13 protein-coding genes are annotated in these 24,623 nt (G+C 70.1%); 3 read left to right on the top strand and 10 right to left on the bottom strand.

Features of this window, described 5'->3' with window-relative positions:
* Window positions 1-41 precede the first annotated feature (41 nt).
* The 7 genes from ACFWIC_RS36595 to ACFWIC_RS36565 all read right to left on the bottom strand — a co-directional run bounded on the left by ACFWIC_RS36595 (window position 42) and on the right by ACFWIC_RS36565 (window position 13,268).
* On the bottom strand, window positions 42-2,120 hold the full coding sequence (locus tag ACFWIC_RS36595; RefSeq protein ID WP_380521232.1) for a DEAD/DEAH box helicase family protein: 2,079 nt from the start codon (window positions 2,118-2,120) through the stop codon (window positions 42-44).
* Window positions 2,117-2,872: a hypothetical protein gene (locus ACFWIC_RS36590; RefSeq protein WP_380521231.1), complete on the bottom strand. Its 756-nt coding sequence runs from the start codon at window positions 2,870-2,872 to the stop codon at window positions 2,117-2,119. The genes ACFWIC_RS36595 and ACFWIC_RS36590 overlap by 4 nt, the downstream gene beginning before the upstream one ends.
* Window positions 2,873-3,115, bottom strand: coding sequence for a hypothetical protein (locus tag ACFWIC_RS36585; RefSeq protein WP_380521229.1), 243 nt, complete (start codon window positions 3,113-3,115; stop codon window positions 2,873-2,875). It abuts the gene before it with no gap.
* Between the two features lie 470 nt (window positions 3,116-3,585).
* The gene (locus ACFWIC_RS36580) at window positions 3,586-4,764 is read right to left on the bottom strand and encodes a hypothetical protein (protein ID WP_380521227.1); all 1,179 of its coding nucleotides are present in this window, start codon (window positions 4,762-4,764) and stop codon (window positions 3,586-3,588) included.
* A gap of 2 nt (window positions 4,765-4,766) precedes the next feature.
* A complete protein-coding gene (locus tag ACFWIC_RS36575; protein WP_380521226.1) occupies window positions 4,767-10,016 on the bottom strand; it encodes an AAA family ATPase in 5,250 nt (1,749 codons plus the stop codon).
* Window positions 10,017-10,294: 278 nt separating this feature from the next.
* A complete protein-coding gene (locus ACFWIC_RS36570) occupies window positions 10,295-11,863 on the bottom strand; it encodes a DUF6119 family protein (protein ID WP_380521225.1) in 1,569 nt (522 codons plus the stop codon).
* A 268-nt stretch (window positions 11,864-12,131) separates the two neighbouring features.
* Complete coding sequence (locus tag ACFWIC_RS36565; protein ID WP_380521223.1) at window positions 12,132-13,268, bottom strand: hypothetical protein; 1,137 nt, start codon at window positions 13,266-13,268, stop codon at window positions 12,132-12,134.
* A gap of 236 nt (window positions 13,269-13,504) precedes the next feature.
* On the opposite strand from ACFWIC_RS36565, the gene ACFWIC_RS36560 reads away from it, so the two are divergent.
* Window positions 13,505-15,865 carry a Helicase associated domain protein gene (locus ACFWIC_RS36560; RefSeq protein WP_380521221.1) on the top strand — a complete coding sequence of 787 codons (2,361 nt, stop codon included), beginning with the start codon at window positions 13,505-13,507 and terminating at the stop codon, window positions 15,863-15,865.
* A 32-nt stretch (window positions 15,866-15,897) separates the two neighbouring features.
* Here the strand turns inward: ACFWIC_RS36560 and ACFWIC_RS36555 are convergent, their stop codons facing one another.
* The 3 genes from ACFWIC_RS36555 to ACFWIC_RS36545 form a co-directional block, all read right to left on the bottom strand.
* Entirely contained in the window at window positions 15,898-16,953 is a 1,056-nt protein-coding gene (locus ACFWIC_RS36555; protein ID WP_380521219.1) for a hypothetical protein, read from the bottom strand.
* A 157-nt stretch (window positions 16,954-17,110) separates the two neighbouring features.
* Complete coding sequence (locus ACFWIC_RS36550) at window positions 17,111-19,564, bottom strand: hypothetical protein (protein WP_380521218.1); 2,454 nt, start codon at window positions 19,562-19,564, stop codon at window positions 17,111-17,113.
* The gene (locus tag ACFWIC_RS36545; protein WP_380521216.1) at window positions 19,561-20,319 is read right to left on the bottom strand and encodes a TnsA-like heteromeric transposase endonuclease subunit; all 759 of its coding nucleotides are present in this window, start codon (window positions 20,317-20,319) and stop codon (window positions 19,561-19,563) included. Before ACFWIC_RS36545 ends, ACFWIC_RS36550 begins: the two co-directional genes overlap by 4 nt.
* A 507-nt stretch (window positions 20,320-20,826) precedes the next feature.
* Here ACFWIC_RS36545 and ACFWIC_RS36540 point away from each other — a divergent pair.
* Window positions 20,827-23,649, top strand: a complete 2,823-nt coding sequence (locus ACFWIC_RS36540) for a DnaB-like helicase C-terminal domain-containing protein (RefSeq protein ID WP_380521215.1) — start codon at window positions 20,827-20,829, stop codon at window positions 23,647-23,649.
* A gap of 2 nt (window positions 23,650-23,651) precedes the next feature.
* On the top strand, window positions 23,652-24,272 hold the full coding sequence (locus ACFWIC_RS36535) for a hypothetical protein (RefSeq protein ID WP_331768863.1): 621 nt from the start codon (window positions 23,652-23,654) through the stop codon (window positions 24,270-24,272).
* Window positions 24,273-24,623 lie beyond the last annotated feature (351 nt).

Below are 24,623 nucleotides of genomic sequence, written 5' to 3'. Positions count from 1 at the left end.
CAGGGTGGGCATCCGCAGCCGAAAGCCACCACCGCGACGGGTCAGCTGCCACCGGTCACCTTCCGCATGAGCTCGACGAACTTCTCGAACGGCAGTGGCGACGCCGTGCCTTGCGCGTAGACGGCGTAGCGCTGCGCCATGAACTCCATCTCCCGCTCGGCCCGCCTAGCCTCCACCCGATCCAGCTCATGCACGACGCGCTGCTCCACCCGTCCTCGCTCGTACAGGACGAACGCGTCCATCCCGCCCGCACCGTCGTCGCCTCCAGCACCTTCCGCAGGGTCGTCCCCTTCCTGCCCGTCACCCTGGAAGGAGGCGGCCTCGATTGGCGGGGCGTCCAGCAGCAGAGCCGGGTCCATGTCGTTGTCCGCGCACAGCGCCTCCAGGTGCTCCTCCAGGCCGAGTTCGGCGTGGCAGACCACATCCAGGTACTGCTGTCCGGCGGGCACGCCCGGGTGGCGCAGCACACGGACACCGCGTCCGATGAACTGGTAGAACTCGCCGAAACTGCCGTAGGGGCGGATCGGCACGACAACGGTGATAGGCGGGAAGTCGTAGCCCTGGCCGAGCATCCGCAACTGCACGATGCCCTGAAGGCCCCCGGAGTCGGACTCGAACCTGCGCACAGTGGAGGAGATCGCCGACGGCGCCATGCTGTGGTGCAAGGTGGCGCAGGCGATCCCGTGCTCCTCGGCGATCCGCGCGATCTGCTCGGCGTGGGCCTGGCCCATGGCGGAGAACAGCACCCGCGGCTTCACGGGGGCCAGGAGCTTGGCCTGCGCGTCCAGGCAGGCGCGGGTCACCGCCATCACGTGATGGATCGGCGCTTCGGACTGCGCGGTGATACGCGCCATCCGCCGCTCGTCGCCCAACGCGGCCAACAGCGCGTCACGGCCCACGATCTGCTCGCGCCGCCCATCCGGCCATGTGGCCTCGTAGACGGTCGCCGCCACGTCCGGCGCGAAGCGGTGGACCCGCAGATTCTTCGCCGAGCCGTCCGCGACGGAGTCCACCAGACGGTAGCGGTAGACGACATCGGCATCGATCGGCTTGCCGTCCAGGCGCCTGAAGCATGCGGACATCAGCAGCGTACGTGCGCTCTGGAAGTGGGCGAACAGCCGTTGGTAGGAGGCGCTGGCCGCGATGTGCGCCTCGTCGACGACGATGAAGTCCACATCTCCCGGCTGAAGTTTGGCGAGTAGGTCCCCGTCGGCCTCACCGGTGCCCAGGGAATGGAAGTTGGTGACCAGGACATCGGCGGCCAGCAGCCGCTCGCGGCTGACCCGGCTGATCTGACCGTCCGCCGCGTCCAGGACGAGGGTTGCCGGCGGGCGCGCACCGGGCAGCATCGGCCCACCCGCCAGACCGTACAGAACGTTGCCCGGCACACCCGCATCCAGGGCCTTGGCGAAGGTGCCCCGGATGACCGAGCCTGGCGTCACCACCAGTACCCGCCGTTTGGCGAACGACAACGCGGCCGCGACCCCCAGCGCGGTCTTGCCGGCCCCGACCGCCATCACCGCGGCCGCGTGCCGTCCTCCCGAGGCGTAGTAGTTCGCTAGCGCCCCCAACGCCTCGTCCTGGCAAGCCCGCAGTGGCCCGCGGTCCACCCGCGCCCGCACGTCGTCGAAGTACGATCCGCCCCCGGCCCCGAACACAGATGCCCGGCGGGGCGGATCAGCCGCCCGCATCGGATCACCCACCATGTCCGGGACCTCGACATGAGGTGAAGCGGTCAGCAACGGAGCCAGCGCCGGATCCTGACGCAGCATCGCCTGCAACTGCGCGACGCAGCGCGCGGTGTCCGTGCGCACTGCGTCATAGGAGAACCGCAGTACCGTCAACCCGGTGGCGGCCAGGTCGTTCTGCCGCATCCGGTCGTAGGTGAACGCACCCCGGTCGCTGTGGAACGCGAATCCGTCCAGCTCGACAGCCACCCGCAGCACGTCACCCGCGATCAGGTAATCCAGCCGGTAGGTGCGCTCCTCGACGGTCACCGGGTACTGGCTGTGCACGCGGGCGACGATGCCCCGCCCCGCCGCCGGGGTGAGCACCCATCGCAAGAACGCTTCCTCCAGGAACGAGGCGGCGGGGATCAACCGCTCCAACCCAGCGCTCATGCCGGGCCGTCCTCGAGGTCCGCCTCGGAGGCAAGCACAGTAACCCTCCCCGACAACTGCTCCACCAGGTCCTCGCCCTGCCCGAAGCGGGCCAGGCGGCGTGCTAGGCCGAGAGCCTCCAACAGGGCGCCCTCGCGCTCGAGCAAATCGATCAACTGCGGCACAGAGGACACCCGCACGAACGAGTGCTCATCGTCAGTGAAGTCGAACGACACAGCTTGTGGGGCGGCCTCCATCAACTCAAGGTCGAGCAGAGCGAACACCTCGAGCAACTCCAGCGCATCAGGGTCAGAACGGCGGTCAGCCCAAAGCTGGCTGACTGCGTGTTGCAGGACGAAGTGGTAGTCCATCGCCGAACCCGGGATCTCCAACGCCTCCCAGACCCGCACGGCCAACTCCGGACCCCGCGCTTCGCGCGGTACGTGCCGACTGGCAGGTGTGGCAGAGGTACTGCCCTCAGGAGTTGGCCACATCGCAGAGCCGTACGACTCGTCGGGACGGTCATTCGCTCCTGGAAGTGACTCGCGGACTACACCGGGGCTGCCCGTGAAGCTCAGGCCAGGGATTGCCGCCATCCGTTCGAACCACGGTTCCATGTACCCACCGGTCTTGAGTCCTGTATCGCCACCTACCGCGAGCAGGCCACCCACCCCTGCGCCCGCCCAGTTTTGCAGGACCCGGACCTCACGGGCCACGTATTCGGAGCAGACAATGGCAGCCTCGGAAACCAAGTGCTCGATGTTGGCCTTCACTTACTTGATAGCCTGGGTCAGCCAGATCACCGGATTCTTCGACGGATGGCTGGTCCATTTCACCTGGAAGATCACCGCCCGTTTGCCCTCCACGGGCAGGACAGTGTCGCGGCCGCCGTCCCGGTGGCCGGCCGGGAAGCCACTGGATGCTGGGGAAGGCCTTCGCACCGGCAGGGCGTTGCACAGCTGGAACGGCTTCTCCATGAGCCGCTCATAATTGTAACGCCCCATCAGCTCCGACACCGCTCTCCCCACACACCTCGACCGCACACCCTTCGAAAGTTCTGCGCTCCACTCGCTGCGAGGCCCCCAGGAACGCCAGGATCGCTTCTTTGCGTTCAGCCGTGACCGCTGCCAGCGCGGCTCTGGACGCCTGCTGCTTGGTCTCCCGCGTGGCGGGGTACTGGGCGGCGAGGAGCCTGCGGCACCCAACGCCACGCCCACCAGCGGCAGCACGGTCGTCACCAGTTCGGACGTCAAGAAGGCTCCCCGCTCGTGTTGGCGGCCGCCAAGTACGTTGAGAGGCAGCGCTGCTGGCTAACGGCCGCCAGCGATGGCCAGGTCGCGAACCCGCCCTGCTGACCTGGTGGCTCCGCCGGTCCGGGCCCTGGGCGTGGGCGACGTGGTGAACACGGGCTGTCGCGTCGGCGGGTGAGTTGTACCAGTTGCCCAAAGCCTCGGCGACCGATGACGGGAGGGACTCCGGACTGTGCTCAATCCTCGTCGGGGAGACCATCGTCGTGGGGTGCTGACGTGTGGTGGACGTTGAGGCCGGCTCGGCAGCGGGCGGGGCCGACGATGTCGCACAGGCGCGTGAAGAGGTCGGGACGGATGATGAGGTCCGCCCCTGTGACCGCGGGCAGCAGTGGCTCGTAGTTTCCGTCGTGGACGAGGTGTCCCCGCCACTGGCGGCAGATGAGCGCCTCGCCGGTCGCATCGCTCAGGCTGAACCCGCATACGCCGTCCGTGGGCGCGAGATCGAGTGCCGCGATGACCGGCGCAACAGGCGCGAGGACATACGGGGGCACCCCTGGGCCGCGCCGGGGGCGGGGCGAGGTGAGCATCGCGGTGCTGCCGGCGTCGGTGAGTCCGACCAGGGGCCGGTCGCGGGCCTTGAGGTGTTTGGCTGCCGCTTCCGGGCTTGCCAGGCCGAGTGCCAGTCGGCGACACGGGGTCGTCCACAGATGCCAGGACAGTTGGGCGAAGGGCAGTGTGTCGGGCGGCGGACCGTCGACCGAAGCTTCCAGCCCGACGACGAGGCGCATTTGGCGGGCGGACTGGTCCGGGCGGTGGCGAGCAGGAGTGCGCTGCCGTTCGGCGAGGCCGATCTGCACCCAGCCCGTGCGAGGGCCGTCGGTGACCCGGGGGAAGGCCGAGGCACTGTGCGGCAGCGACCGCAAGCCGTCGACCGAGGCGAGACCGGGAGGGGGCCAGGGCTGTGGGTCTTGCCGGCCGTCGTCGAACCAGGGTGCGGGATCGAGTGTCCACTGCAGCGCTTCAGGGCGAGTCAGGGGCCGGGGAGTGCGGGCGAGTTCGGCCCGTAGGGCTGTCTGGGGGTCGTCGCGCAGTCGTGCGGCCGCACCGCGCTCGAAGGCCTGGGCATTGCCGAGCTGCCCTGCCTGGGCGAGCGCGGCGCGCAGGCCCGCCGCGGCCTGCTGCAGAGCGTCTTCTACGGCGGCCTGGTCGGCGAGGTAGGCGTCGGGCAGCTGGGAGCGACGTTCGGCCAGCAGGTCCAGCTGGGCGGTCATCAAAGGCTCGACATCCTCGGCGAAGGCGCCGGTGACGAGGTCGATGACGGCCTCACGAAGGCCGGCCGGGGATCCGGCTGCGTCGAGGCGCACTCCCAGGTAGTAGTCGACCAGGTGGGTCGCGTACGGCCGAGGGTCGTCCATGGTCAGTCCTCGGTATTCAAGCTTGCGGACAGAATGCGGGCGAGTGTCGGATGCGCCGAGGTCGCCGGAGGGGCGGGCGGCCGGTGCCCGGCCAGGTCGAGGATTGCGGCGGCTTCCGCCCGCACGGCCAGCATGTTGCTGCCGCACAGGTCCACGAGCCGCTCGCAAAGGGCGCTCTCCAGTGGCCCGTCCGGCATGTGGCTATGCAGGACGGCCAGGAGCCAGGTCAGGGGGCCGGCTCCGATGCCGGGGGAGAGGACGTGTGCCAGCGCTGCTTGCGCGTGCACGGGCCGGGCCGCGAGGAGGACCGCCGCGGCGACCAGGGCGCGGCGCTTGACGGCGCGCTCGGGGAAGGCGACGGTTGCCAGGGCCAGCCGGCACAGCGCCGCGTCGACGTCGTCCTGCGTGTCCGGCTCTGCGGCCGGGGCGTAGACGCCCTCCCCGAGACGGGCGTCGCCGGGCAAGCGGTGGGCGATGACCTCGTACGCCGCGTCCCAGCACGCGAACGCGTCGGCTGCTGGGGGTGAAGTGGGAGGCTGGACGGCGAATGCCGAGACAAGGGCCTGGCTGACACCGATGGTGCGACTGTAGGAGGCACCGGCGACAGCGTCGGCCACCCGGTCCGCGAGATCCTGGGCCGCGCCGACAGCGTCGTCAAAGTGGGCCTGCTGCCACAGATCCACCCGGTCACTGCCAGCGAAGGACCTCCACCCGCCGCCGCCCCGCATCGTGGTGAAAGCGAGCATGCCCGCCGTCGCGGCGAGCGGACCGAACACCTCGGGGGCAATATCTCGGCGCGCGTGGAGCCCGGCGGCGAGGTCTGCGAGCAGCTCAACGGGCCCGGCCACGCTCATCTCGTCGGCGATCCGGTGCAGCAACTGGGCGGCCGCGGAAGCTCCGTGGCCGTCGACGGCCTCCAGCAGCCTCCAACCCACTGCATTGGCCAGAGCCTCCCTGGACCACCGTGGACCGGGCGGATCGTCATATGCCTTGCTACTGCGGTCACGGACCGCGGCCAGCATGCCGGCAGCTCCTTCCGGCAGCGCAGGCCGCTGCTGGGCATGCAGGAAGGCACCTGTGGCGGTGCGCTCTTTGGGGCCCTGCCAGTCACGGGAGGTTCTCAGGGGAGCGGCCCGGGGCGTCCAGAGCGGGCCGCCCTCGCCGCCGCACCGTTGTGCCACCGCACGCAGCGCAACAGTGTGTGCGTCCCCGGCGCTGTCCGACGTGGAGACCATGACCTGGTCGTCGTAGGTCGAGATGATCGCATTGGCCAGCACCGGCAGGAGACGTCGCACCTGCGCCGGGTCGCTGCCCGGCAGGTCGGCGAGCCGGCCGAGCAGCGCGGTGTCGGCCTTCTGGGAGCGTCCGTCGGGCCCTGCAGCGATTCGCAGCACCGCCAGGACGACAGGGTCGGCGGTGTCGGCCTGTGTGGACAGCAACTGCTGGTGGGCTGCGTCCACCCGGGCATCGGGCAGTCCGGGCTCGGTCAGGAGCAAGTCGGTACCCAGCTGCGCGGCGGCCCGCGGGTCCAGGCGCGCCAGAAAGCGCCACCACTCGTGCACAGTCCCCGAGGTTCCCCGTCCGTCGGTGTGGTCCACGACAAGATGCACGAGGGGCTGCGTTCGGGCCAGCCGTACACGTGCCTGGACAGGATCGGCCTGCATGAGCTCGGGCAGCGGATCCAGCAGTTCGTCGACGGTGACGTCCTTATGGCCCCCGTACGCGCCCATGTACCGGGCGGCACGCTCCCAGCAGCGCTGCGCTTCATGCGGATCGCCGCAGGCGAGACTGACCCGGGCCATCTCGAGCTCGAAGTCGGCGTCCTCGGCGTACAGTGTGCGGCGCCCGGCCTGGGCCGTGCGTAGCGTCTCCATGAGCTCGCGCACGACGCCGGCTCCGGCCTGGCCCGCGCTCTCGGCGAGCAGGGATACCAGTTCCGTGGTGATCAGCGGGCCGGATCCGGCCATGCCCATGAGCGACGTGGTGGTCCCGCGACTGATGGCCTGCAGGGCAGCGATACCCAGCGCCAGGTCGTCGTCGAGCAGCAGGGTGACGGCCTCGTGCAGTACCCGCCGCACGAGGTGGTGGATGTCCATGAGGTCGCAGGCCCTCGGCTGTCCCGTGAACGGGTTCGCGTGCCCGGCCAGTTCCTCGAGCGACACCCGGGCTGCCGTGGACGCGCCCTCGGCAGGGATCGTCCCCGCATCGACGTCCCGGCGCAGGCCGACGGTGGCAACAGCGAACCGCAGCCAAGCGCGGTAGAAACCGACGCCGTCGAACAGGGGAAGCAGCCGGGAGGGAGCATGCCGGTCGACTGTGTGCGCCACGGCGAGCAACGACAGCCACCTGCCCACCGGTCCGGACAGCCCGCCGGCCCGATCGACCAGCACCTCCTGCGTCGCCCGTGCGAGTGTCTCGGCGACGCCCTCGGAGAACAGGTCCCCGGCAATGTCCTCGGCTGCGACGCCGAGGTGGAGCAGCCGCCGCGGATCGCACGGCCCGCTGGCCCAGGCCGCACTGGCCAGCATCCGGGCAGAGGGCAGACCGCTGCCCCCGTTGCCGCGGGTCTCCGCAAGATGGAGCAGTAGAGCAGCACGCCGGTCGTGACGCTCGATGAGCTGCGCACTCTCCATCAAGGATTCGGGGCCAAGACACTCCAGCAGCACACCGACAGCACGCTCGGGGGAGCCCAGGTTCTCCTGGTCGAGGAATCGGGCGACACGCTGCCCGAGAGCGAGCGACCCTTGTCCGGATCCGGGCTCGCCGGTGTCCCGGGCAGGAAGCCGGATCCGCCCGCGCAACTCGGCGAGGAACACCGACTCGTCGCTCTCGGAGCCGTAGTGTGTGCGCTCGCGGTCACGTACCTCGTCCCACGCTGCCAGGTAGGCCTCCCACGGGGCGGCACAGCCGGCCCTGTCCACCGCCGCGCACAACTGCAGCCCCCACCGCGCGGACATTGTGGGCACACCCTCGTACATCAGGCTCGCCGCGAGCCGATCGGCCCCCGACAACGCCACCAGCACATCCGCGTACGGCACCAGCGAGCCCGGGAGACCCTCGTCCTGGTAGGTCGCCTGCGCCCGGCTGAGCTCCACACAACGCACCAGCATGGGCCAGTCCTTACGGGTCGCCGCCCGTCGCGCCGCCACGGTGAGAGTGTGGATGATGGCATGCGGGGGCTGCAGGCCCGCAATCGCCCGGGACAGGAAATCGGGACCGACCAGCACGGCGAGGTCGTCGTCTCGGCCCAGGGCGGACAAGAGCTCGGGCAGATGCCTGAACGCCCGCGGATCCGTGAAGAACCCGCGCCGCAACAGCCACTCGGCAGCCTGGGCCCGGACCTGATCGACCCAACGATGGTCGCCGTCGCTCCGGCGGACGAAACGACTGAAACTCTCATGATGGATCCTCAGCCCACCGATACCCGGCTGCTGCGCGACGATCGGTGCCACGCTGCTCAGCGCGGCACCGATCATCATCCCGGGCAGCGGGAAGATCTCTCCGAGCTCCTCGGCGCTCACGGCGAAGTCGCAGACCGCGAGCATGCTGACGGCAGCGCGCTGCTGGTCGGTCAGCCCCTTCAGCAGGTAGTCGTAGTAGTCGTCGAGGTCGTGCGCCGACGGGGGGACCTCGCGCAGCCGATCGAGTGGGCCGCCGACCACGGCCCGCGCCTGTGGTGACCCCAGTCCAGGGGCCGGCCCGAGAGCCTGACGGCACAGATACGTGGCGTAGAGGGCGTTGCCCCGCGAGCGCTCCTCGATCAACGTGACGGCGGCTTCCCCCTGGTTGCCGGCAGGCTCAAGGCCGACATCCGACGACGTCAGGACCGCCAGCAGACCCAGACGATCCGCCAGATCACGCAGCTCGGAACCCTTGAGAGGAGGAACGGTGAAGTGGTCGGCGCCACTGTCCACCGACGCGAGGTGAGGACCCGGCTGACTTGCGAGCACGAGGACGGCACCGGGCGGCATCCTCAGAGCGCTGAGCTCCTCGACCAGGTCCGCGGCCGGGTCGGACTGCTCCCGGAAGACGCCGCCGGTACTGTGCCCAAGCACCCGGCTGACGTGGTCGATGCCGTCCACGATCAACGCGATCGGCACATCCGGGGCCAAACGCCGCGCCGCAGTGACAGCATCCACGAGCGACTCGGGAGTCGCCGCAAAGCGCGGCCTCACCTCGGCCACCGCCTTCGGGACAGCCTCTTCGAGCTGCCGGAGCAGACTGCCGATCACGACCTCGGTGAGCACCCGCTGCTCACGATCCATGTCCGAGGCGCCCAGCCAGCAGTGATGGCGTGCAGCAAGCCACGTGTCCTGCAGGTCATCGGCCAGCTGCTCGCACAGCCACGACTTGCCGATTCCGGGCGCGCCCGTGACCACCACGACGCCGCCCTGCCGCGCCGTGTCCTCCAGAGCCCTCTTCATGCTCGCGAGCACGGCGGGGCGCCGCACCTCGGCAGCACGGTCCACGGGGTGCCCCTCACGGACAGCCCCGAAGTCGACCTCCAACGCCAGACGGGGAAGCAGGTCCTCGGCCGTCACGGTCCCGTTGCGGCTGCGTGCCGCTTTGGCCGCCTCGATGAGGGCGAGTGCGACCTCCTCGGGCGAACGGTGCCGGTTCGGAGGACGTCCGGCACCGAGCTCCGTGGTGACCCGGTGCAGCAGGGCCGCCTCGGCCGGCCCGGGATCGTGGATGTTGAGGGAGAACACCGGAACACCGGTGTCGACGACCAAGGACGCACAGGCACGGCGGAGCAGATCGTCACCGATGCCCGCAAGCATCGTTCTCCACGGCTCATGAGACCGCAGGGCCGCGGCATCGAAGCGGAACCGCCTGCTGCTCAGACCGTGGAGGGCTGGCCCCGGGTCGTTGCCCGCACCGACAGGCCGCAACACGTTGGTCAGATCGGCGTCGTCCGGATCCGTGTCGCGCACCACGAGACGGTGCGACGTGCCGGATGACGCATTGAGGTCGCGGCCGATGGAGGAGAACAGGAGATCCAGACGAAGACTCCGGGTGTCCTTCGTGAAACTGTCGGCCGACAATGCGCGATCGTGGCTGGTGTGCTTGATCTGCAACCGCTCGCGGCTGCCGTCGCTCCACTCGCACGTGATGTCGTCGAACCGGTCCCCGGCGAACGCCTTGGTGTCGACGACGACCGACCTTGCGTGTCCCACCGCAAGGTCAACGAGGCGAAGCCCGGTCAGCAGATCCTGGTAGGCGTAGCCGAGGTGTGTCGGGCGAAGCCCCACTGCGTCACCTCCAGCGTGTCCTGGCCGCACGGAACCCGCCCCAGGGTATGCGCCGTGGTCACCCTGGTGAGCGGATATGTATGGCGGCACCGTAGAACACATCTCCGACATCCCCACCGATCAGTCGGAGACAGCGGACCCAGCGGTGGCCCGCGGTGATCCGGGCGAGGGCACCCGGACTCGTTCCTGGCGGGCCCTGCCTACGAAGGTATTACCGGCCGTCGACCCCCTCACGTGGCACACTCGCCCGCGCAGGGTCGCGCAAGACCACAGGGAGGCTACTTGTCCTTCTTGGGTTTGAAGGTCATCTGGATTCGGGCGAGGGTCGGTACGGAGCCGACCATTCTGACGCGCTTGCTGAAACTGCGGAGGTTGACCTTGCTGAACGTCGGCAGGTCCTGCGGGAGGCGCTGCTTCCCGTCGAACGCGATCGCGTAGGTGACGAAGCGGGGCGGCTTGGCGCTCGCTGCCTCCTCCAGACCCGCGTTGATCTCCTTCACCGCATCGATGAAGGCCTCCCTGTAGGCGGCGTCCGAGACGAGGGTCTGAGCGGAAACGAACCCCTGGGAGAACAGGTGGCTGAGCGTCTGGCTCCCCGTGTACTGCTTGACGTGGATCAGGTACCCGTCTTTGTGGAGGAGGTCGCACGCCTCGATCTGGTCACCGTCCTCCGCGAACAGCGGATACCGGTCCAGGCAGATCAGATCCGAGCGATCCTCAGTCGCGTTCTCGTTGTAGTGCTTCTCCCAGTTCAGCTTCGGTCCCCAGTTGTCCCAGGTCCGAAGGCCCAGCACTGCAGTGACGTCCTCGATCTGAGCCAAGTCCTGGTCCAACTTCTCGTAGTACCCCTCAGCAAGGGCGTACCACTTCCCCAGGGTGAGCAGATACCGCCGGTCCCCGTCTCCTGCCTCGAAAACGAGCCAGTGCTTGATCGGCTTGGACATGCTGGCGGGATCCCCGTTGGCATCCCGCGCCATGACCCTCACACTCTTCAGGCTGCCGACCGTGTTCCTGCCGGGAAGGTCGGAGAGAGCCGAGCGCAAGGCGTCCAACGACATCTCGTCGAACTCACGCGACTCGTCGTTCTTGGAGACGACGAAGTCGTGCAGATTCTCGATGGACAGGTCGTCCGGAGGGGCGAAGGCGAGGAGGTGCACGTTCCACGGATCCGAGTCCCTAACCTGGGGTGCATCGGCTGTTTTGAACAGCTCCTGGGCCAGGCGCTGTTCGAGGTGCTTCACGATGTCGCTGGTGGCGCGAAGAGGCTCCAGTGAGTCGATGAATGCGAGGTCCTGTGATGCCTCGCCCTCCAATGTGGTCCGAAGCATCTGAGCAAGAACATCGCGTACGGAGTTAAGGTCGGTGTCGAGTTTGAACGACACGGAATCGGTTGCTACAACGGCCCCGAGTTCAGGGAGCTCGACGCCGTCTTCGAGGTCTCCCACCAGTTTCCGCGTGAACTCCCCTTCCAGCTCCACTTCGAAGCCGCTGATGGAGGAGTTGGACGGGATCTGGACCCATTGGGACCGAGCCGATGCGTCGATGCGCCGGCTTGCGATGCCGCTCACAGCGCTGCTGTCGAACGTTCGGGCGGCGAAGCGGAGCCCGAAATTGGCCTCGATGTGTGACCACTCCAGTGTGGAGCTGCCGTAGCCGAAGCAGACGGCGAAGGTGCGGCCATGGACGGGGAGGAAGATGACGAGCCGGTGGGACACGTTCTTGACGGCCTCAAGCTCGGGGAACGTGGGAGTCAGAAGCCGGGCCCAAGCGGGGACTTTCTCGGAGTTCTCCCTGAGGTAGGCCACGCAGCCTTCTGGGATGCCTTCGCTGGATGCGAGGCGCCGCATGCCCTGGCTACTTCAGGGGCGGTACTGGACCCGAAAGGCCTGTTCGTGCGAATCGAGCCCGTCGCGCAGAAGGAAGCAGTTGAACCTCAGCTTGGATTTGTTCGATGCCATGTAGCCCCCATGGAGCGGCGAGAGGCATCAGGATAAGGTCGTATGAGATGCCTTTCAACCGTTTCCGCACACTGACCCATGCCCAAATTCTGGCTGGCCACCGACAAGCGGTTCCAACGGCAAAGCTGTGGCGCTAAAGCATTGGTCGGAGAGACGGTCAGGCGCGGCCGTTGAGGGTCCAGCCGCCTTCGGCCGGGGTCGGGATGGTGGTGATGAGTTCGCCCAACTGCCAGGGCAGGCAGGAGCGTTCGCCGAGGGTGGAGTCGAGGTCGTGGCCGGTGGGGGTGCCGGGGGCGGGCAGTGGGCGGCTGCGGCCCCGGGCGGGGCGGGGGGCAGGCGAGGGGGCCTGCGGGTGCTTGGGCGTGCGGGGATGGCGGGAGGCCCAGAGCGCCAGGGTGTGCAGGGCGGGCTCGGGCGGGACTCCCCAGGTGCCGACGAGTTCGATGGTGCGGGCCAGCCACGCGTGCTCGTGCCCGTCGGTGAGGGTGCCGCGCAGACGCAGGCGTTCCCGGGCGGCGAGCGCTCGGGCGAGAGGTACGGCCTCCGGATAGAACAGCATCGGCGCCACCCGCAGATGGTCGCGGCCGTCCCCGCCCAGGGCCCGCAAACGGTCCTGCCACGCGCAGGGGTGGAGAGCAGGCAGGTTCCACCAGCAGGAGAGCAGGGCGTAGGCGTCGGCGAACGCGGCACGCCCACCAGCTCCCAGCCGACGCTCCATCAGCAGTCGCTGCCGGTGGGCCTCGACGACCTCAGGGAGCGCGGCCAGAAAGATGGCACCGGCGCCGGGTTCGCGGCGGTTGTCGAGCCAGCGGCAGTGGGGCGCACACACCTGCCACGTCGCTTCCGAGGCGAGGTAGGAATCCAGGGAGGTGCCCTTGATGCGGGCGCACATTTCGCACACGCGCACCAGGAAGCAGCCCGAGGCGTCCCACGGCCAGTCCCACGCCGGGCCGTTCCCGGCTGCCAGAAGCCGCTGCGGGCGCAGGTTCGGCAGGGCGAACTGCAACTCGCCCACCCGACGGCCCGCCATGACCGCCAGCCGCTCCAAGGCCGCGGCGTTGAGGTACCCGTCGCTGTACCGGGGATCGGAAGGCGAGCCGTTCTTGCGCGTGCACGAGCCGAGCATCGGCCAGAACTCCTCCTCCGGGATGCCGTTGGCGTCCGCCAGACGCCGCGCGAACGATCCGGTCGACTCCCCGCCGATGAACCGCACCGACAGCGCCAGGCGCCGCGCCAGCCGCAACGCCTTCGCCCGCGACCTCCGCCCGGCCCGGGCCGTGTCCGTCCCCGCCATCGGTCCCCGCAATCCGCTCAGTGCCGCGACACCCCATCAACTGCCTCGGCAGAACTTCGCCTCCACCGCTGTGTCTACGGGACGCGCGGCAATAGTCCGACCGGTTCTTCCTCTTTGCCCCGCACCTGCGCAGCTTTGGCCGAAAGCGATCGGCGTCCGGGACGCGACCGCGCCCGGCGCCCGTACATTCCCCGCGCGATCGGCCCGTCTGTCCGCGGCCCGGGGAAGGAGGACGCGTGGAACTGCGCGAGCACCAGGTCGAAGCGCTCACCGCGATCGAGGCCGCGGCGGCCGCAGGCCATCCGCGTATGACCGTGGTAGCCGCGTGCGGAACCGGCAAGACGCTGATTGCCCAGCGGGCGGCGCGGCGCCTGGCCCCCCGGGGAACGGTGCTGGTCCTGATGCCGACCAAAGCGCTTGTGACACAGACGATCAGGCGCTGGCGCCAAGCCGGCCAGCCGGGCGCCGTGTTCGGTGTCTGCTCCCTGAGCCAGAACGACAGCGGACTGCACCCCCGCGCGGCGACCATGACCCGCGACATGGCGCAGATCGCCCGAGCCACCCGCACTGGGCAGCCGGTCACGGTGTTCTGCACCTACGGCTCCCTCCACCACGTCCAGGGCGCCCACGGCTTTCAGGGCCTGCCGCGATGGGACCTGGTGGTCGCCGACGAGGCGCACCGCACCTGCTCTGCCTTCGGCGACGGCTGGGGCACCGTCCACGACGACGCCGCCATCCCTGCCAGGACCCGCCTCTACATGACCGCGACCCCCAGAATCTGGGGCTCGGAAGCCGCACCCGCCCGCCACCCGTTCATGGAACGCATCCCGCTCGCCACCATGGACCGTTACGAGATCTTCGGACCCACCGTGTACTGCCTCGGCATGGCCGAGGCCATCGGCCGGGGCCTGCTCGCCGACTACCAGGTCGTCATGCCCTTCGTCGACGACAGCGACCTGCACGGCATCCTCGCCGTGCACCGCCCGTTCACCACTGCCCACCACAACGGACTGCGCAACGCCGCCCTCCAGGTCGCTCTGCTCCGCGCGATCGCCGAACACCGCCTGCGCCGCGTCCTCGTCTTCCACAACCGCGTCTCCACCGCCCAGTCCTTCGCCGACACACTGGCCCGCACCGCCCTCGAAGTGGACGCGCCACTGCGCGTGGACAACCTCTGGTCACAGGCCATCCACGGTGAACAGCCCAGCGACTGGCGCCGCGACCTGCTCGACGACTTCGCCACTCCGGACCGGGAGTGCGCCGTGCTGTCCAACGTCCGGGTCCTGAACGAGGGCGTCGACATGCCCGACGTCGACGGGGTCGCATTCGTCGATCCGCGCTACAGCATCATCGACGCCATCCAGGCCATCGGCCGCGGGCTGCGCCAACCGCCCGGCGCCGGCAAGAAGACCACCCTGGTCATCCCCGTCTACCTCGGCAGCGGTCTGAGCACCGACGACATGCTGAAAGGATCGGCGTTCGCGAACCTGATCACGATCCTGCAGGCCCTGCGCGCCCACGACGAGACGTTCATGGACCGTATCGCCCTGCCCGACCCCTCACGCCGCGGCAGGACCGCCGGAATCCCCCTCCACTACGCGCATCCCGAACGCGCCGCGCAGCTCTCCCGGGCACTCGGCCTGGAGATCGCCCTGCCCGCCATCGGCAGCTGGGAACAGGCCCACGCCTCCGCCAGCACCTACCGCACCCTCTTCGGGCACCTGGACGTACCCGCCGACTACACCGACCCGGATGGCTTCGCACTGGGGGAGTGCATCGCCAGCCTGCGCCTGCGCCACATCCTCGGCCGCCTCCCGGCCGGCCAGCAGCGGGCGCTGGACGAACTCGGGATGCTGTGGACCGCCCGCATCCAGACCTTCGACTCCATGCTCGAACACGCCAGGGCCTGGCACCGCGCCCACGGCCACCTCGCGGTCCCCGCCAACAGCACGATGGGGGGCCACCCCTTGGGCCGTTGGCTCGCCACCCAGAGAACCAAGGACCGGGAAGGCAAACTCCTCCCGGCCCAGCACAAGGCCCTCACCGACATCGACCCCCACTGGAACCCGTCGTGGCCGCAGGAATGGCAGCGCAGGTACGCCAGAGCGAAAACCCTGCTGCCCGGACACGGCCGCCTCTGGAAGACCGGGACACCCCTGCACACGCGCATCACAGCGGAGGAGGGCGACACGGCGGTGTGGATCGAGAAGCAGCAGAAAAGCTTCCTCGGCCTGCACGAGCACCAGATGGCACTGCTGCTCGGCATCGGGATCCCGCCACTGCCCGAGGCCCTGGGCCGGCAGCGCCCCGACAATTCCGCCCAGGGCACGTTCCGCTACGCGCTGGTCCACGCTGTCGCCTTCGCCCTCCGCGAGGGCCACCTCGACGTACCGCGCAACCACTACGAGCCGCCGATCCTGGCAGCACCGACCCGTGCCCCGGCGAAGCCGTTTGCCCTGGGCACGTGGATCCACAAATGCCGCACGTCCTTCCGCAGCCTCACACCGGAACAGCGTCTCGCCCTGGAGGGGCTGCGCATGGTCTGGGACCCCGATCTGGGACGCCGCACAGCCCCACCGGGCCGACCCGCCCAGTAGAGAAAGCCGGCACGGCGCGCGGGACAGAGGCGTCACAGTTGCTCGACGCGGCCCAGCGAAAGCCCGTCGAGCAGTTCCTGGGTGATGCGCTCCTGTCCAGTCAGGATGGCCTTCTGCGCGGCCTGGCAGATGAGTTGGGACAGCGCCCGCATGTAGCCGCGGCTGCGCTTGTGCAAATAGGGCGCCAGCGGTCGCAGGTCGCCGCGTTCGTGCCGGTACAGCCGCAGGTCGGCGTCGAACAGGTCGACGATGCGGGCGAACTTCTTCATCTCCTCGTCGCTGTAGCCGATCCGGCCGGTGCGCAGCACCGGGTGGTCGCTCCACAGGTCCTCGTCGGGCTCCAACGGGGTCTCGTTGTCGCGGGTGAGCGGGTCGACGATGCCCCGGGTGCCGCGCCCGCAGTACACGAACGTCGCGCCGGTGTCCTTCTCGATCGTCTCGAAGTACTGGAAGGCCTGCTCCGCTTCGGCGGCCGTGCGCAGGCGGTCGATGTTGTCGACGAGGACCAGCAGGGTCCGGGCGTTGCGCATCGTGCGGATCACCGAGCCGGTCGGGTCGCCGCCCTCGCGGTCCTGCCCGAAGTAGTGGGCGAACGTCCCGGCCCAGTTGCGGACGTTGCCGCGGACGGGGGGCGGCACGCTCAGCGCCACCACCGGGTGCCGGTTCTCGTCGGGCCCGTACAGTTCGCGCAGTCGGCGCTCCCAGTACACGCCGATGGCCTGTAGGACGGTGCTCTTGCCCGTGCCCCGCGGGCCGTCGAGGACGATGCCGACCTTGCCGTCGGGGCGCTGGCGGTTCGCCCGGATCTGCTCTGCCACGACGCGCAGGGCCTTCGTGATGGCCGGGGAGGTCACGGTGAGCATCATGCCGTGGTACAGCAGCCGCTTGTCGTGGTCGGCGACCTTGGTGCCCATGGGCGCGCAGTCCGCCAGGTCCGGCGCCGAGCAGTAGGTGGCGGCGATCGCCCGCCAGGCGTGGCAGTCCTGCGGCCACACCGGAGCGGGCGGTCTCAGCGACAGCTGCCCGGGTGCCGGCTCCTCGAGCAGCAACAGGTTCTCCGCCCGGTCCAGGCGCTCGGAGCCGTTCATCCTCACAGATCTCCCATCTGCGGACTGCCGGCTCTGTCCGGCGTCCGATCGGTTCCTTGCGGTCGTGCTCGTTGCCCTGTGCCCGGTTCTTGCCGCGCCTGCGACGTGCCGTACCGGGCAGGGGGCGGTATCACGTTGGATGGCCCCGGCGACCCTGTCACGACGAGGACCCGTTGTCGGGGAGCGTGTCGAGGGCGGCGAAGATCTGCCGGTAGCGCTCGGCGAGGTCGTCGCCGACGGCAGCCGTGCCGGCCCCGTTCACTGCCGCACCGGCGGCGGAGGGGCCGTGCTCCCAGGCGGCGAGCGACGCATCGGGAGGGAGCGCGCTGCGGCTCCAATCGATCGCGGCCCCACCGGAGCCGGCCGCCGGGGACAGGCCGATGTCGCTGAACGCCAGCAGGTCGTCACCGGCCTGCCCGGGTGCCGGGACCGGAAGACCGGGCAGGTCCGGTAGGTCGGCGAGGTCAACGGGTCCGCGGCCGGCGTACGGGTCGAACGCTCTGGCGGGGGTCTGCGGGGGAGAGGGTGCCCAACTGTCCGGGGCGGCGGGCCGTCTGGGCCGGTCGGGGCCGAGGGAAGCCCGTTCCAGGAGATCCGCGAGCGCCTCGGCGATCGCCTCCTCGTCCTTGAACCGTCCGCCGCGGGCGACGTGCTGGGACGCGGCGGTGTCCCACAGGAACTGCGTCCACGGCGCTCCGACCTTGTGCTGGTGCACCCACGTCGCCTCCACCCACTTGCCCCTGCGGTGGTCGCGCAGCCACACCTTCGACGGGTCGTTGGGGGTGTACCGCATCTCCCAGCGCCCGCGCCGCTTGCCGTTGAGCCCGGAGGGCGTTCGGCGGCACGGGTTCAGGCCCTTTTCGGGGTCGCGTTCCGGGTGGTCGTAGAGGCGGTTCTTGAACCGGATGCCCTGCTCGCTCACCCCCACCCACGCGGTCGGCAGCAGCCGGAGGTAGTCGTCCCGGGTCATCGGGATCGGCAGGTAGCCGTCGACCTCCACACATGCCGCGAACATCTGGTTCGGCGTCAGATGGGGCAGATACGCGTCGTACGGGTCGGTCAGCTCCGGGTGGGGGCGGTTCTGCCACTCCAGCACAATCCACTGCTGCAGCATGTCGTCGAGATCGGCGAGGGTCCACAGCCGCTCGCCGTCGATGGTCCGCCGCACCCGCACCGGGTCGTTGCCGGTGTAGGTGTTGAGGTGCTGGCTGAACATCGACTTGATGGACCCGAACGTCCGCTCGATGATCGCCTTGTCCTGAGGAGTGCGCCGCCGTGCCGGCCGTACCGAGATGCCCAGATAGGCGCAGGCGTCGAAGAACGTCCGGCTCGTGAACACGGTGCCATGGTCGATCACGATCAGGTCCGGGACGATCACAGGCCGGGCCGCGGCCTGCGCGAACCGCTCGTCGACGGCCGCCAGTTCCTCGAACGGCAGGTCGGAATTGGCGGCGTGCGCGGCGGGATCGAACGTGGGCCGCATCGCCAGCGGCTTCAGAGCTTGCGCCAACAGTTCGCACGCGTCGACCGCCTTCGTCGCCCGCCCCGTGGCCCGCGTGAACCCCACCCTCCCATCCCGTTGCTTCTTGCCGTGCCTGCGTGCCTGCTTGGGGCGAACGACCGCGGCGATGATGCTCCTGGTCGCCACGCAGATCGCGGCCGTCAGCTCCACCCGCGCCGGCTGGCCGTCGTCGCCGAGCACCCACACATCCAGATCGGTCGAGTCGATCTGCACCAGCTCACCCGGCATCGTCGCCGACGTCACCGAGAACGGCGGCATGGGCCCGCGCCCCGACACCCGCTCACCGCCGGGCCCGGACAGGTCCCGCGCCTGAAACCCCAGCCGCTTCAGCAGCTTGTACAGCGTCGGCTCCGCCGGGACCTTCACCGTCGGCCCGTACCCGCCGCGCACCGCCCGCCGCAACTGCCCGAACAGCTTGCGCGCGTCACTGGGCGCGTCCACCCGCCGCTGCTGGCGCCCCACCAGGACCAGCAACTGCTCCACGACCCGTGGATCGGTCAGACCGTGCTGCTTCTTGGCCTTGACACTGCGACCGTCGACCAGCGCCACGGCAGTCGGGTTCTTCAGGTACTTCAACCGCTTGGACTGCACCGTCTGCCACGACACCCCCCACCCCAGCACCGCGTTCATCTCCGCGGCCTTGGCCTGGTACCGCTCGATCAGCGTCGTGGACGAGGGGTCGAACGCGGGCCGGGGCACCGACCCCGGCAGCGCACCGGGCAGCAGCCCCGTGTCGACCTCGACGACCGCGAGCTCCCACTGCCGCGCCTTGAGCGCGGCACCCTCGGGAATCCCCTCCATCAGCGAGAAATCCGGAAGCTCCGCCCGCACAACCCGGCGGCCGGCACCGTCCAGGACCGCGAAGTCGGCGGCGGACGCGAGCACGGGAAGCATCACCGAGACCGCCGAACCTTCTCCGTTCGCCGCCAACTGGACCTCCACCCCCTCGAAGCCCGCGACCGTGTAAGCGGCCCCGCGCCACACCACCCGGTCCCCGCGCACCAGGACCCCGCGCGGCGCGCACCGCACCTGCGGCCGCGGCAGCACCACGTCCGCCCGCAGAACCTGCACCGCCGCGTCGTCCGTCACCGCGCCTCCACCACGACAGGCACCTGCACCGCGTCCGGCCCCGCCGCGCCCAGCGGTCCCACCACCGTTCCCGCGCCCATGGGCGCGCCCCAGTCCATGCCCAGCCGACGGTGCCACAGCATGTGGTACAGCCTCGGCAGCGCCAGCTGACGTGCCACCCCGCACTCCTGGACGCCCTCCATCAGCGGCCGGGACTGCGCGAAAGTCTCCGCCAGAGCGGCCTCCACCTGTCGGTTCCCGTACCGCGGATGCCGCCTGCGCGAGACCCACCGCAGATTCGCCAGCGCCGCCCCCGACGGCAGACTCGGCAACGCCAACCGCCACCCCGCCGCCCCGCACGCCTCCCGCAGCACCTCCAACTGCCGCTCGAACCGCTCACCGGGCCCGCTCTGCGGAGGACACATCACCACCAGCGCCTCCCCGCCCGCTGTCCGCACGAAGAAGTCCGGCACCAACCGCCGCTCCCGGCCGCGCTCCCGCCACATCAACTGTGCCGACCAGGCGCCGAAGTCGGCCACACCCGGATGGAAGTCCAGCAGCATCGCCGTCGACAGCCGGTCCAGCGACCGGCACCCCACATGCCGCCCGCTTGTCGCCGACCACCACCACGTCGCGATGCTGCGCTGCGCCGGATGGCGCGAGGGCCGCCACACCTCGCCGCGCTCCGTCAGGGGAGCTCCGGCCACCTGCTCCACGGGCAGCGTCCGCCGCAACCTGTTCGCGTCCAGGTGGAGGACTTCCAACTTCCGTGCCATGAGAGCTCCCTGGGACGTTACGTGCCGTCGGGCCCGCGTGCGGAAGCGGGCCGGAACACCTGTTAGCACATCGGCGGATCTTCGTGTCGCGGCCGCCGCGGACGTCGGCCGTTTTCAAGACATCCCGCTCCCAGCGGCCTCGGAGCAGCGAGCTTCAGACGTCCCCTGCGACAACGACGACACCCCGCCAACCAACGGCTGGCACAGCGTCTGTGCCCTGGTGCTACGCCCACCGGGGCACCCCGTACGGTGCGGATGTCGTGCGCCACGACTGGCGCCCTCAGGCTGCATGGGTTCGAGGGGCAGCGTGAGCCGCCGAAGCAATCCAATCCGCATATGTCCATTACATACCTGACTATCAGTCATAATCCATGCAAGAAGGGTGACTTGCTCAGTCCGTGCAGCCCACCACATGCGAGATTTATGTATCGCACATGCTAGAGTATGCATTACATTACTGATTGCTGTTCCTGCCCGCTGCCGTGCTCCCGTCCCCTGGAGGCCCTGGTGCCCGCCGCATCCGCCCCGCCGCCCGACCTCGCCGCCCCCGCCCCCGCCCCCGGCCCGGGTGCGCCCGCCGTGTCGCTGGGCGTGCACAAGGCAAGGCCGCTGTTGACCCAGCTCATCCGGGACGCCGAGCAGGGCACCATCACCGAGCTCACCCGCGGCGAGGGGGAGCGGGCCCTGCTCGTCTCCGCCCACCTGGCCACCACGGCAGGCCTGCCCACCGCCGACTCGCCTGCCTTCGGCATCGCCGAGGCCCGCCCCGTCCTGGGCGACCTTGTCGCCCACGCTGCCGCCGGCACCCCGCAGGTGCTGCTGCGCCACAAGCGGCCGGTAGCCGTCCTGGCCTGCGCCACCGCCCTGTTCCCGGCCACCGCGTCCCCGCCGCCAGCCGTCCCCGCCTCTGCCACACCCGCCCCGCCGAGCACCACCACCGAGACCCCCGTCGCACTGGCGAACCCGGTGGCTGTGGCCGCGCAGACTCCGGTCGTCGCGTCTCACCTCCCCACCGACTCTGTCGAGGCCCCCCTTGCTCCGGCAGTCGGGCCTGCCGCGCTCGCTCCGACCGTTCCGACTGCCGGGCCGTCAGCCACTGCCGCTGCGCCCGCACCCGAGCCCGCTGCCGCCGCGGTGCCGCCGGCCCCACGGCGCCGGCTCGCCCCGCTCGGGGAGGCTCTGGACACCTTGCTCCCCGCCACCGGCACCGCCGCGGCCGGGGACGGGGAACCCGCCCCGCCAACGGGTCTGCCCACGGGCATCACCACCCTCGACACCGCCCTGGGCGGTCTGCAGCCCGGCCGGTTCTACCTCGTCGCCGGCGCCCCAGGCACCGGGGCGAGCCTGCTGGCGATCAGCGCCGCCCGCGCCACCGCACTCACCCAGCACCGCACCGTCCTGTACGCGGCCTCCGGGCTGACCCGGGCCGACATCGCCGCCCGCATGATCGCCGCGCACACCCCGGTCGACTACCGCCGCCTGCGCGCCCAGACCCTCGACGACACCGAGCGCCAGGCCGTTGCCCAGACCGCCGAACTCCTCGCCGCGGCCCCGCTGCTGATCGACGACGGTACCGGCCTGGACGCGGAGGCGATCACCACCACCGCCGAGGACGTCCCCGAACTGGCCCTCGTCGTGGTCGACCGCCTCCAGACCGCCCCCGACCCCCGCCTGCCGCTGTCCGGTGCGCCCGCCCTCGCCGACGCGGGCCAGGCCCTGGCCCACCTCGCCCGTACCCACCACCTCCCGGTGCTCGCCGCCCTCGACACCGACAACCCCGACCTCATCCACGCCCTGGCCGCCGACGTCACCCTCACCCTCACCCTCACCCTCACCCCCGACAGCGCCCCCACCACCTTCGGCACCGGCGGCAGCCGTGTCCGCCTCGCTGTTGCCGAACGCGACCTCGGCCACCTCGCCACCCTCACCCTCGCCGCCGACCTGGCCCACGCCCGCCTCACCGACCCCACCCCCGACCACGAGGCCGCGCCCAGCGCATCCTCCGCGACCCCGGCCGCTGCGTCTGGCGCTCCCGCCGCACCCTCTGCCGGCCCCGCCGCGCCCTCCCAGCAGGCCCACCCGGACCCCGCCGCGCCCGCCACCGGACCCGCTCAGGCACCGAAGGTGCCCCAGACACCCGACACGACCACCGAAGGCCTCCCGGAGCCCGCTACGCCGCTTCCCGGCACCATCCTGGCCGCCGAGGCAGCCGAGGGCGCCCACGCGCCCGCCGTGCAGAGCCCTGCCGCGGATGTTCCTGCCACCTTCGAGACCGGCAACCAGCCGCTGCGCCCCGCCCGTTCCGGCAGCGCCCGGGCGGCCGCCGCCCGCGACACCGGCTACTCGGACCGGGACTACAGCTACTACCTCGACATGATCAGCTCGGCGGTCGACCAGGCCCTGGAGGAGCACGGCGGCGACACCGAGGCCGCGATCGCCGCGCTGGAGAACAAGGCCATCCCGAACGGGATGGAACTCTTCGACGCGACCCGCGTCGGCGCCACCTACGAACACACCGTCTATCCCGAGACCCTGGACTTCCTGCGCAAGAAGTCCCGCAACGGCGCCGACGACATCTGGGAGGGCCGCCACAAATGGGAGAACGTCGTCCTGCTCGACGACCTGCGCAAGGGCAAGCTGCCCCTCATCACGGTCGACGTTCTGGACACCAACGCCGCCTACTGCACCGCCCTGAAGACCCACCTGCCGATCGGCGCCCTCCAGCACCAGCCCGACGGTGGTTTCGACCCGAAGCGCTCCGGTATCTACCTGCTGCCCAAGCGCCCCGTCTGGCAGCACCCCCACCTGCCCGACCCGATCGGAAACCGCCGCGAGAGTGGCCCGGTGCTTCTCGACGACGCCACCGTTCGCCTGCTGATCCGCTGCCACAAGCTCGGCCTCGCCGACGCCCCCCACATCACCGAAGCCTGGACCTCCGGCGCCAGCGAAAGCCTGCTGGAGAAGTACCGCCGCGTCCTGACCCTCGCCCGCGAGAACGCCATCACCACCGCCGACACTGTCACCGAGGCCTACGTCAAGGCGATCTACGCCAAGTTCGTCTCCACCATCGGCGAATCCACCCACAACCGCGACCTGCGCCGGCCGGACTGGATGCACATCATCCGCTCCCAGGCATTCGCCAACCTCTGGTACAAGGCCCACCGCGCCCACACCCACGGCCTGACCATCGTCGCCCTGCGCGGCACCGACGAACTCCACACCACCAGCGACAGCACCGACTGGCGCACAGTGTTCACCGAGGGCCGCCTCACCACCCAGATGAAACTCAAGGACCAGTACACCCTCCCGCGCACCCGAAAGGCCGCCTGAACATGTCGACCGACGGATGGAAGAACTTCGGCAAGTACGGCGCCCACCTGGACCCCGGCAACGTCCACGGCAAGATCGCCCTCGGCCGCGCCCTCGAAGACGCCCTCGAGCGCATGATCATCGAAGGCGGCATCAAATCCCCTCCCACCACCCGCCGTGGCCTGCTCGCCCGGATGCGCTATCTCACCACCACCACCGGCGGCACCCAGGCCCTCAGCGACGCCGGCATCACCGCCACCCCCCGCACCATCCGCGCCTGGACCCACGGCACCCAGCGCCCCCGCCCCCACAATCTCGAAGCCATCGACACCGCCTACTGGAACTTGCGCGCCCACAATGTCCTCACCAACCCCGGCGGCTTCAAGCAGCACCTCAACAACGCCGGCCGCGGCACCCGAGTCGAGATCCACCCCGTCAACCAGGACCTCGTTGACCAGCCCCGCCGCCGCGACAACCTCCGCCTGCGCACCATCCAGGTCCGCTACGTCTGGGACGAGGCCGTCGACGCCATGGTCGACGGCGACGAGGCGAAGCTGGAGGAGATCTGGGACGACGTCATCGCCGACCTCGACTCCGACTGGGGCGCCTACACCTACGTCTCCCACATCGGCCTCGGCGCCTGAACACCACCACCTCAAGCACTGATGGCAATCCCCGAACGGGCCACCCGCACTACGGAGCCCCAGATATCCACCCCACTACAGTTCCACCCCGTGACCGATGCCCTCCGCCGCACCGCTGCAGACGACGACGCACTCCTGGAACGGCTGCACAACCTCGCGTGGGGCACCGGAACCACAGGCGATCCCCACAGCTGTCTCCCGGACCAGCCGTTTCCCCCGCTCACGAACGCCGAGGTCGAGCAAGTGGAGCGGCCGCGCGGCGACCAGCTGCCCCCCCCGGGCCCACCCCACAACAACCAGAAAGGGGGCCGGGGGTTCGGCCCCGGAGGTGGCCGCGCCACCCGGACACCC

This window comes from Kitasatospora sp. NPDC127035, assembly GCF_042726075.1.
GTDB lineage: Bacteria > Actinomycetota > Actinomycetes > Streptomycetales > Streptomycetaceae > Kitasatospora.
Note: the sequence above shows the minus strand (reverse complement) of the source record. Positions and strands in the feature narration are given on the sequence as shown.

Coding starts and splice junctions, on each gene's coding strand:
- ACFWIC_RS36580 (WP_380521227.1), bottom strand. CDS start 4,764: ATGGACGACCCTCGGCCGTACGCGACCCACCTGGTCGACTACTACCTG.
- ACFWIC_RS36555 (WP_380521219.1), bottom strand. CDS start 16,953: ATGAACGGCTCCGAGCGCCTGGACCGGGCGGAGAACCTGTTGCTGCTC.
- ACFWIC_RS36535 (WP_331768863.1), top strand. CDS start 23,652: ATGTCGACCGACGGATGGAAGAACTTCGGCAAGTACGGCGCCCACCTG.
- ACFWIC_RS36570 (WP_380521225.1), bottom strand. CDS start 11,863: ATGCGGCGCCTCGCATCCAGCGAAGGCATCCCAGAAGGCTGCGTGGCC.
- ACFWIC_RS36595 (WP_380521232.1), bottom strand. CDS start 2,120: ATGAGCGCTGGGTTGGAGCGGTTGATCCCCGCCGCCTCGTTCCTGGAG.
- ACFWIC_RS36545 (WP_380521216.1), bottom strand. CDS start 20,319: ATGGCACGGAAGTTGGAAGTCCTCCACCTGGACGCGAACAGGTTGCGG.
- ACFWIC_RS36565 (WP_380521223.1), bottom strand. CDS start 13,268: ATGGCGGGGACGGACACGGCCCGGGCCGGGCGGAGGTCGCGGGCGAAG.